8 protein-coding genes are annotated in these 5,757 nt (G+C 63.9%); 4 read left to right on the top strand and 4 right to left on the bottom strand.

Going from position 1 to position 5,757, the window contains the following annotated elements; translation table 11 throughout:
• Positions 1–482: DNA-3-methyladenine glycosylase family protein (locus WBB85_RS05950; RefSeq protein ID WP_432637714.1), on the bottom strand; the 482-nt coding region annotated here is incomplete at its 3' end.
• Positions 482–1,897: a PLP-dependent aminotransferase family protein gene (locus tag WBB85_RS05945; RefSeq protein ID WP_432637713.1), complete on the bottom strand. Its 1,416-nt coding sequence runs from the start codon at positions 1,895–1,897 to the stop codon at positions 482–484. The genes WBB85_RS05950 and WBB85_RS05945, both read right to left, overlap by 1 nt.
• 88 nt (positions 1,898–1,985) lie before the next feature.
• Here WBB85_RS05945 and WBB85_RS05940 point away from each other — a divergent pair, with 88 nt between their 5' ends.
• Complete coding sequence (locus WBB85_RS05940) at positions 1,986–2,207, top strand: DUF1127 domain-containing protein (RefSeq protein ID WP_432637712.1); 222 nt, start codon at positions 1,986–1,988, stop codon at positions 2,205–2,207.
• Positions 2,208–2,288: 81 nt separating this feature from the next.
• Positions 2,289–3,101 (top strand): PhzF family phenazine biosynthesis protein, encoded by an 813-nt coding sequence (locus WBB85_RS05935; RefSeq protein WP_432637711.1) that lies wholly within the window; start codon positions 2,289–2,291, stop codon positions 3,099–3,101.
• 8 nt (positions 3,102–3,109) lie between these two features.
• On the opposite strand, the gene WBB85_RS05930 is transcribed toward WBB85_RS05935, so the two are convergent.
• Entirely contained in the window at positions 3,110–3,367 is a 258-nt protein-coding gene (locus WBB85_RS05930; protein ID WP_432637710.1) for a hypothetical protein, read from the bottom strand.
• Positions 3,368–3,582: 215 nt separating this feature from the next.
• On the opposite strand from WBB85_RS05930, the gene WBB85_RS05925 reads away from it, so the two are divergent.
• Positions 3,583–4,482, top strand: coding sequence for a DMT family transporter (locus tag WBB85_RS05925; protein WP_432637709.1), 900 nt, complete (start codon positions 3,583–3,585; stop codon positions 4,480–4,482).
• Positions 4,483–4,488: 6 nt separating this feature from the next.
• Here WBB85_RS05925 and WBB85_RS05920 read toward each other — a convergent pair whose 3' ends face one another.
• Positions 4,489–4,944, bottom strand: coding sequence for an Lrp/AsnC family transcriptional regulator (locus tag WBB85_RS05920; protein WP_432637708.1), 456 nt, complete (start codon positions 4,942–4,944; stop codon positions 4,489–4,491).
• Positions 4,945–5,077: 133 nt separating this feature from the next.
• Between WBB85_RS05920 and WBB85_RS05915 the strand changes: the two genes are divergently transcribed.
• A partial coding sequence (locus WBB85_RS05915; RefSeq protein WP_432637707.1) for a Glu/Leu/Phe/Val dehydrogenase dimerization domain-containing protein occupies positions 5,078–5,757 on the top strand: 680 nt, incomplete at its 3' end.

Below are 5,757 nucleotides of genomic sequence, written 5' to 3'. Positions count from 1 at the left end.
GCTTCTTGCAGGGCAAGATCACCCGGCGCGAAGACATCCGCCCGGCCAAGCGAGATGATGGCATAGACCTCGGCAGTCCAGAGGCCGATGCCGGGCAAAGCTGTCAGCGCCCTGATCAGGTCTTGATCCGGCAGGTGGCGCAACGCGACATAATCCAGCCGTGCCTCGGCCAGCGCCTTGCCATAACGGATTTTCTGACGGCTGAAGCCGCAGGCGCGCAGCGTGTCTTCGCTTGCCGCCCGCATCGCACCTTCATCCGCCAGCCCCGCCGCCTCCAGCTTCGACCAGATCGCATCGGCCGAGGCAGTGGAGACCTGCTGGCCGATGATCGCATCCAGAAGGGCCGCGAACCCGTCGGGGCGGCGGCGCAGCGGCAACGGGCCGGTTTCTGCCAGCAATCGCGCGAAATCCGGGTGCCGGGCGGCAAGCCATGCCGCGCCCTCGGCCACACAGGCCCCGGTTTCAATGAGACGGCCGACCATCAGACCGGCAGATCGCCCGGCGGGTTGCGCAAAAGCCGCGCCATCGTGTCGAGCGCCCTGGAAAACTCCGCCTCTGGCAATGCGCCATTCAGCGCGATGCGGACTGCATTCGGCGTATGGCTTTCAATCAGCGCGAATTCGTCGGCCGAGCGCACAATAACGCCCGCCGCCTCCGCCTCGCGCGCGAAGGTCGAAGCGCGCCAGCCCGGCGGCATCGGCAGCCAGACAAAGGCCAGCCCCTTCTGCCAGCCAAGGTCAAAGGCACCGAGCACATTCAGCGTCATTTCCAGCCGCCTTGCAAAAACCGCCTGCACCTTGTCGCGCAACCGCGCCGCCTCGCCCGTGGCCAGCATGTGATAGACGATGTCAGTCACGGGCCGCGCGAGGCCGAAATAGGAATGCTGGGCGGCCAGCCGCCCCGCTTCGCCCAGACCGGTCGGACAGACGATGGCCCCAAAGCGCAGACCGGCGGCAAGGGATTTTGAGATCGACGTCACATGCCAGGTCCGTTCCGGCGCGAGCGCCCGCAAGGAGGGCTCGGTCGCGGTCTGTACCGAATAGCAGTCATCCTCGACAATCTGGATATCATGGCGCCGCGCAACCTCGGCAATCCGGGCCCGGCGCTGTGCGGGCATCTTTACAGTGGTCGGGTTCTGCGCATCCGTGGTGATACAGACGATGCGCGCATCCTGACGGCGGCAGGCGGCATCAAGCGACTCGGGGATCATGCCGTCTTCGTCGATGGCAACGGGCACAATCTCGGCCCGGTTCAGACGCGCGGCATGACGGAAACCGGGATATGAGAGCTCTTCGCAGAAGACCTGCGGCCGGGCCCCCTTCAGGCAGCATTGCAAGGCGAGGTTTACTCCGTTCTGCCCGCCATGCGTCAATACAATGTCATCCGCCGAGATCGGCCCGAGGATACGATCGGCCAGCCAGTTCGCCAGCTCTTCGCGCAACGGTTTGTCGCGGCGCAGACCGGGATAGCCGAGATAGTCGACACAGCCGCTTTCGCCGATCCCGGCAAAGGCCGCAGCGATGGCCTGACCCTGCCCGACATCGGGCAATTGCGGCGTGCGCAGATCGACCGCCGTCTGAGTGTCCGGCCCGGCGCGCTGGCTCAAGCGCGGCTCGGTCATAAGCGGTTGAGACGCCCCGAATTTCGGTCTGTTCGAGGCAACGAATGTGCCCCGGCCAACGGCCGCTTCCAGCAGCCCTTCCTGTGTTGCGATCTGATAGGCCCGCGCCACGGTTCCGGGCGTCATTCCCAGCCGCCAGGCCAGATCGCGCACCGGGGGCAGTTTGGTTCCCTCGGGCAGATCGCCATCCCTGACCGCCTCGCGCAGCGAGCGGGTCAGGGCAAGATATTTTGGGCCCTCATGATGAGTCAGGTCAGGCTGCCACATTGTACCCATGACAATAATCCACTGGATGAGTGACTCATCATATTGTACGCATACCATTACAGAAAGATGATTATTGTATCAATACAAAAGGTGCAACATGACCATGATGACCAAAGCCGCCCCGCGTCCCCTCGCCGCCCCTGCTGGCCGCAAGGTACTGACCGCTGTCCCGGCCACTCTGGTAAAGGTCGTGAAGCATTGGCAGGCACGCCGCCGCAGCCGCATCGCGCTGTCGCATCTGAGTGATTTCCACCTGCGTGATATCGGCCTTGATCCCCTGATCCGCGATCAGGAAATCGGTCGCCCGTTCTGGAGATAAGTCCCGGTTCCGCACATCCCCGCGGAACCTCTTCCTGGGCCGGGCTTAGCCCGGCCTCTTTTTATCTGGAGGCAGAGGAAATTGCGTGAATTCAAGATGTTCCAGGCCGATGCATTCACGGATACTGTGTTTGCGGGCAATCCTGCGGCTGTCCTGATCCTGAAAGACTGGCTGCCCGAAGCCGGGATGCAGGCGATTGCTGCGGAAAACAACCTTGCTGAAACCGCCTTTGTCATCCCCGATGCCGAAGGTTATGCCATCCGCTGGTTCACGCCCGCGCAAGAGGTTGCGTTCTGCGGTCACGCCACGCTCGCCTCGGCGCATATCCTTGCCACTGAATACGGCGCAACCGACCCTATCCGCCTGTCCACGCGCAAGGTCGGCACCCTGATCGTGACACCCGAAGGCAACGGCCGCTACGGGATGGACCTGCCCGCCCTGTCCCCGACCCCGCTGCAAACACCCGAGATCTTTGCAACGCTCTTCCCCGGCGGTTGGGTCGCGGCCTGCCGGAACTTTGAAAACATCTTCGTCGAACTGCCCTCAGCCGAGGACGTGCTGACCTATATGCCAGATCTCGCCGCCATCGAAACGCTGGGTCCGCAGGGCCTTTGCATCACCGCGGCGGGCGGCCATACCCATGACGGAAAGCAGGTCGATTTCGTGTCGCGCTATTTCGCCCCGGCTGCCGGAATTGACGAAGACCCGGTAACCGGATCGACCCATTCAACCCTGATCCCCTACTGGAGCACAAAACTCGGAGCCCGCCCGTTCTCGGCCTTTCAGGCCTCGCCGCGCGGCGGGTATCTGGAGGGATGTCTGGCGGGCGACCGGGTCAAACTGACCGGCCGCGCCGCCACTTTCATGCGCGCGACAATCTGCCTGCCGGACTGATACCGGCTTTAAACCGCGACCGCCTCGATCGCGATCGAACGGCGCTTCAGCTCGGTATACATCGCCGAGAGCACACGCGGCTGAGCGACCGCGCGCCGCAGCGCCTCATCGATCAGGCTTTCACGCACCTGGCTCTGGACGCGCCAGACCAATCGGCGCTTTACACCGTCATCATAGACGATCTCGACAGCCCCGGCAGGCGATTTACGCAAGCCAAGGAAATCAAAGCCCCCGAAGGAGCTGTGGTAGGACGTCTGGAGGGGCATTTTTCTGCTCTGTTTTCTGCCTCAATGGCGGGACAATGGGGTCATGGCGGTCCTTGCGTCAATCCGGTCGCACACAAATCCGCGTGAACGCGCAGTAGCGCAACAGGATGACATAAGGATGACAGGACGCGTGAGTTTCAGGCGCATTCGAACGGTTCTGCATTGCCGGAAGCAACGCCCCCGCCTATGAGCGATGGGGGAAGTCGGAAACGGATATGGCAAAACACCCTCTCTACGGACTTGGCCTTGCCGCTTTTGGCGCGCTGATCCTGACGCCGGATACGCTGCTGATGCGCTGGTCGGGCATGGACGGTTTCTCCATGCTGGCCTGGCGCGGCCTCTTGATGGGAACGCTGCTGGTGACGGTCTGGCTGTTCACCGCCCGCAAAAGCCTGAAATCGGCGCTGCCCGCGCTTTTCACCCCACTTGCCGCCGGCATCGTCCTCAGCCACGGCGCGAATGCGGCATTCTTTAGCCTCGGGATCGCCGTCGCACCGGTCGCAATCGTCCTCTTCGGCGTCGCCACGATGCCGGTCTTTGCCGCGATCTTTTCCCGGATGATTGCCAAGGAAACGACGAGTCGGGGGACATGGATCGCCACGGCGGCGGTCATGGCGGGTATTGCGCTGGCGGTGTTCGGCGATGGGGGCATGGGGCTCGGGCTGAACCTCGCGTCGCTTTACGGTGCACTGGCGGGATTGGCCGTCGCGGCGACGCTCGCGCTTGGCTTCACGCTGATCCGACGGTCACCCGAATTGCCGATCCTGCCGCTGATCGGCTCCGGAGCGTTTCTGGCCGGTCTGATCGGACTGGCCGCAGCACCGGAAGGCGGTGTCCTGTCCGGCAACCTTGCCGCCATTGCCATCACCGGCGCGGTGATCCTGCCCGTCTCGTTCCTCGCCCTCACCCATGCCTCGCGCCACACCCATGCGGCCAATGTCAGCCTGCTGATGTTGCTGGAAACCGTGCTTGGCCCCGCCTGGGTCTGGGCTGGTACGGGTGAGGCGATGACGCCGGTGATGATCGCGGGTGGTGGCATCGTCGTCGGCAGCCTTGCGATCTACATCCTTGTCACCGCGCGGCAGCGCCGGGCGGGACGGGCGCGGGCCGCTTGATCATGCTCAGGCGACAGGCAGCACCTGCCGCTTGACCATGGCCCGCAGCGCGAAGGACGACCGCATCGAGCGGATCCCCGGCACCCGCATCAGCTTGTCCTCCAGGAACCGGTCGAAATCGGTCAGATCGGCGGCCACCACCCGCATCAGGATATCGCGTGACCCGGTCATAAGATGGCACTCCATCACCCGGTCGAAGCCCTTCACCGCACGTTCGAATGCGTCGATGGCGTCCTTTGACTGCGTCTCCAGCTCTACCCAGATGAAGATCGACACCGGCAGCCCCAGCCGCGCCTGATCGATCCGCGCCGCATAGCCTTCGATCACGCCAAGCGCCTCAAGCCGCGCCAGCCTGCGGGCACAGGGCGTTTGCGACAACCCGACCTCGGCAGCAAGGTCGGTGATCGACAGACGGCCATCGCGTTGCAGGGCGGAAAGGATGCGGCGGTCAGTGGCGTCCATAGTGAAATTCCCCTTAACTGAAGCCATTTTTAGCCAATATCTTCAATCCACCCGATCTGAAAAGAGAATAATGACGAAAACCAGCGCCGGAACGCTGCTATCATCCCGTCATTGCGAAGTCAGGGAGCATCTCATGCAAATCACGCCGGTCGCGTCTGAAACCCACGAAGAGGTGTATCGCGTGGAGGACCGGGAGGCCGGGCTGACCGGGTTCATCGCGGTGCATTCGACCGCACTTGGCCCCGCGGCAGGCGGCCTCAGAATGCGGGTCTACCGAAGCGAGGATGAGGCGCTGCAGGACGTGCTGCGGCTGTCGCATGGGATGACCTTCAAGAATGCGGCGGCCGATCTGCCGCTCGGCGGTGGCAAGGCGGTGATCCTTGGCGACCCGACGCGCAGCAAGACACCCGAATTGCTGCGTGCCATGGGCCGGGCGGTGCAATCGCAGTCGGGGCGCTACTGGACGGCCGAGGATATGGGCATGACCACGGCGGACATGGCGGTGCTGGCAACCGAAACCGCCTATGTCGCGGGCCTTGGCGACGGCGCATTCGCATCAGGCGACCCCTCGCCCGTCACCGCGCGCGGCGTCTTCAACGCCATCCGCCGTGCAGCGCGGCACCGACTGGGCACAGATGCTCTTGACGGGATGACGATCGCGGTTCAGGGGCTGGGCAATGTCGGCTGGCATCTTTGCACGCTGTTGCATGGGGACGGCGCGCGGCTGATCGTCACTGATATCGACGCGACCCGCGTGGCGCGGGCGGTGGCCGAATGGTCGGCCGAGGCTGTGGCCGAGGATGACATCTACAA

This window comes from Albidovulum sp., from assembly GCF_049646345.1.
Lineage (GTDB): Bacteria > Pseudomonadota > Alphaproteobacteria > Rhodobacterales > Rhodobacteraceae > Albidovulum.
Note: the sequence above shows the minus strand (reverse complement) of the source record. Positions and strands in the feature narration are given on the sequence as shown.

Coding starts and splice junctions, on each gene's coding strand:
- WBB85_RS05940 (WP_432637712.1), top strand. CDS start 1,986: ATGACCATGATGACCAAAGCCGCCCCGCGTCCCCTCGCCGCCCCTGCT.
- WBB85_RS05925 (WP_432637709.1), top strand. CDS start 3,583: ATGGCAAAACACCCTCTCTACGGACTTGGCCTTGCCGCTTTTGGCGCG.
- WBB85_RS05945 (WP_432637713.1), bottom strand. CDS start 1,897: ATGGGTACAATGTGGCAGCCTGACCTGACTCATCATGAGGGCCCAAAA.
- WBB85_RS05920 (WP_432637708.1), bottom strand. CDS start 4,944: ATGGACGCCACTGACCGCCGCATCCTTTCCGCCCTGCAACGCGATGGC.
- WBB85_RS05930 (WP_432637710.1), bottom strand. CDS start 3,367: ATGCCCCTCCAGACGTCCTACCACAGCTCCTTCGGGGGCTTTGATTTC.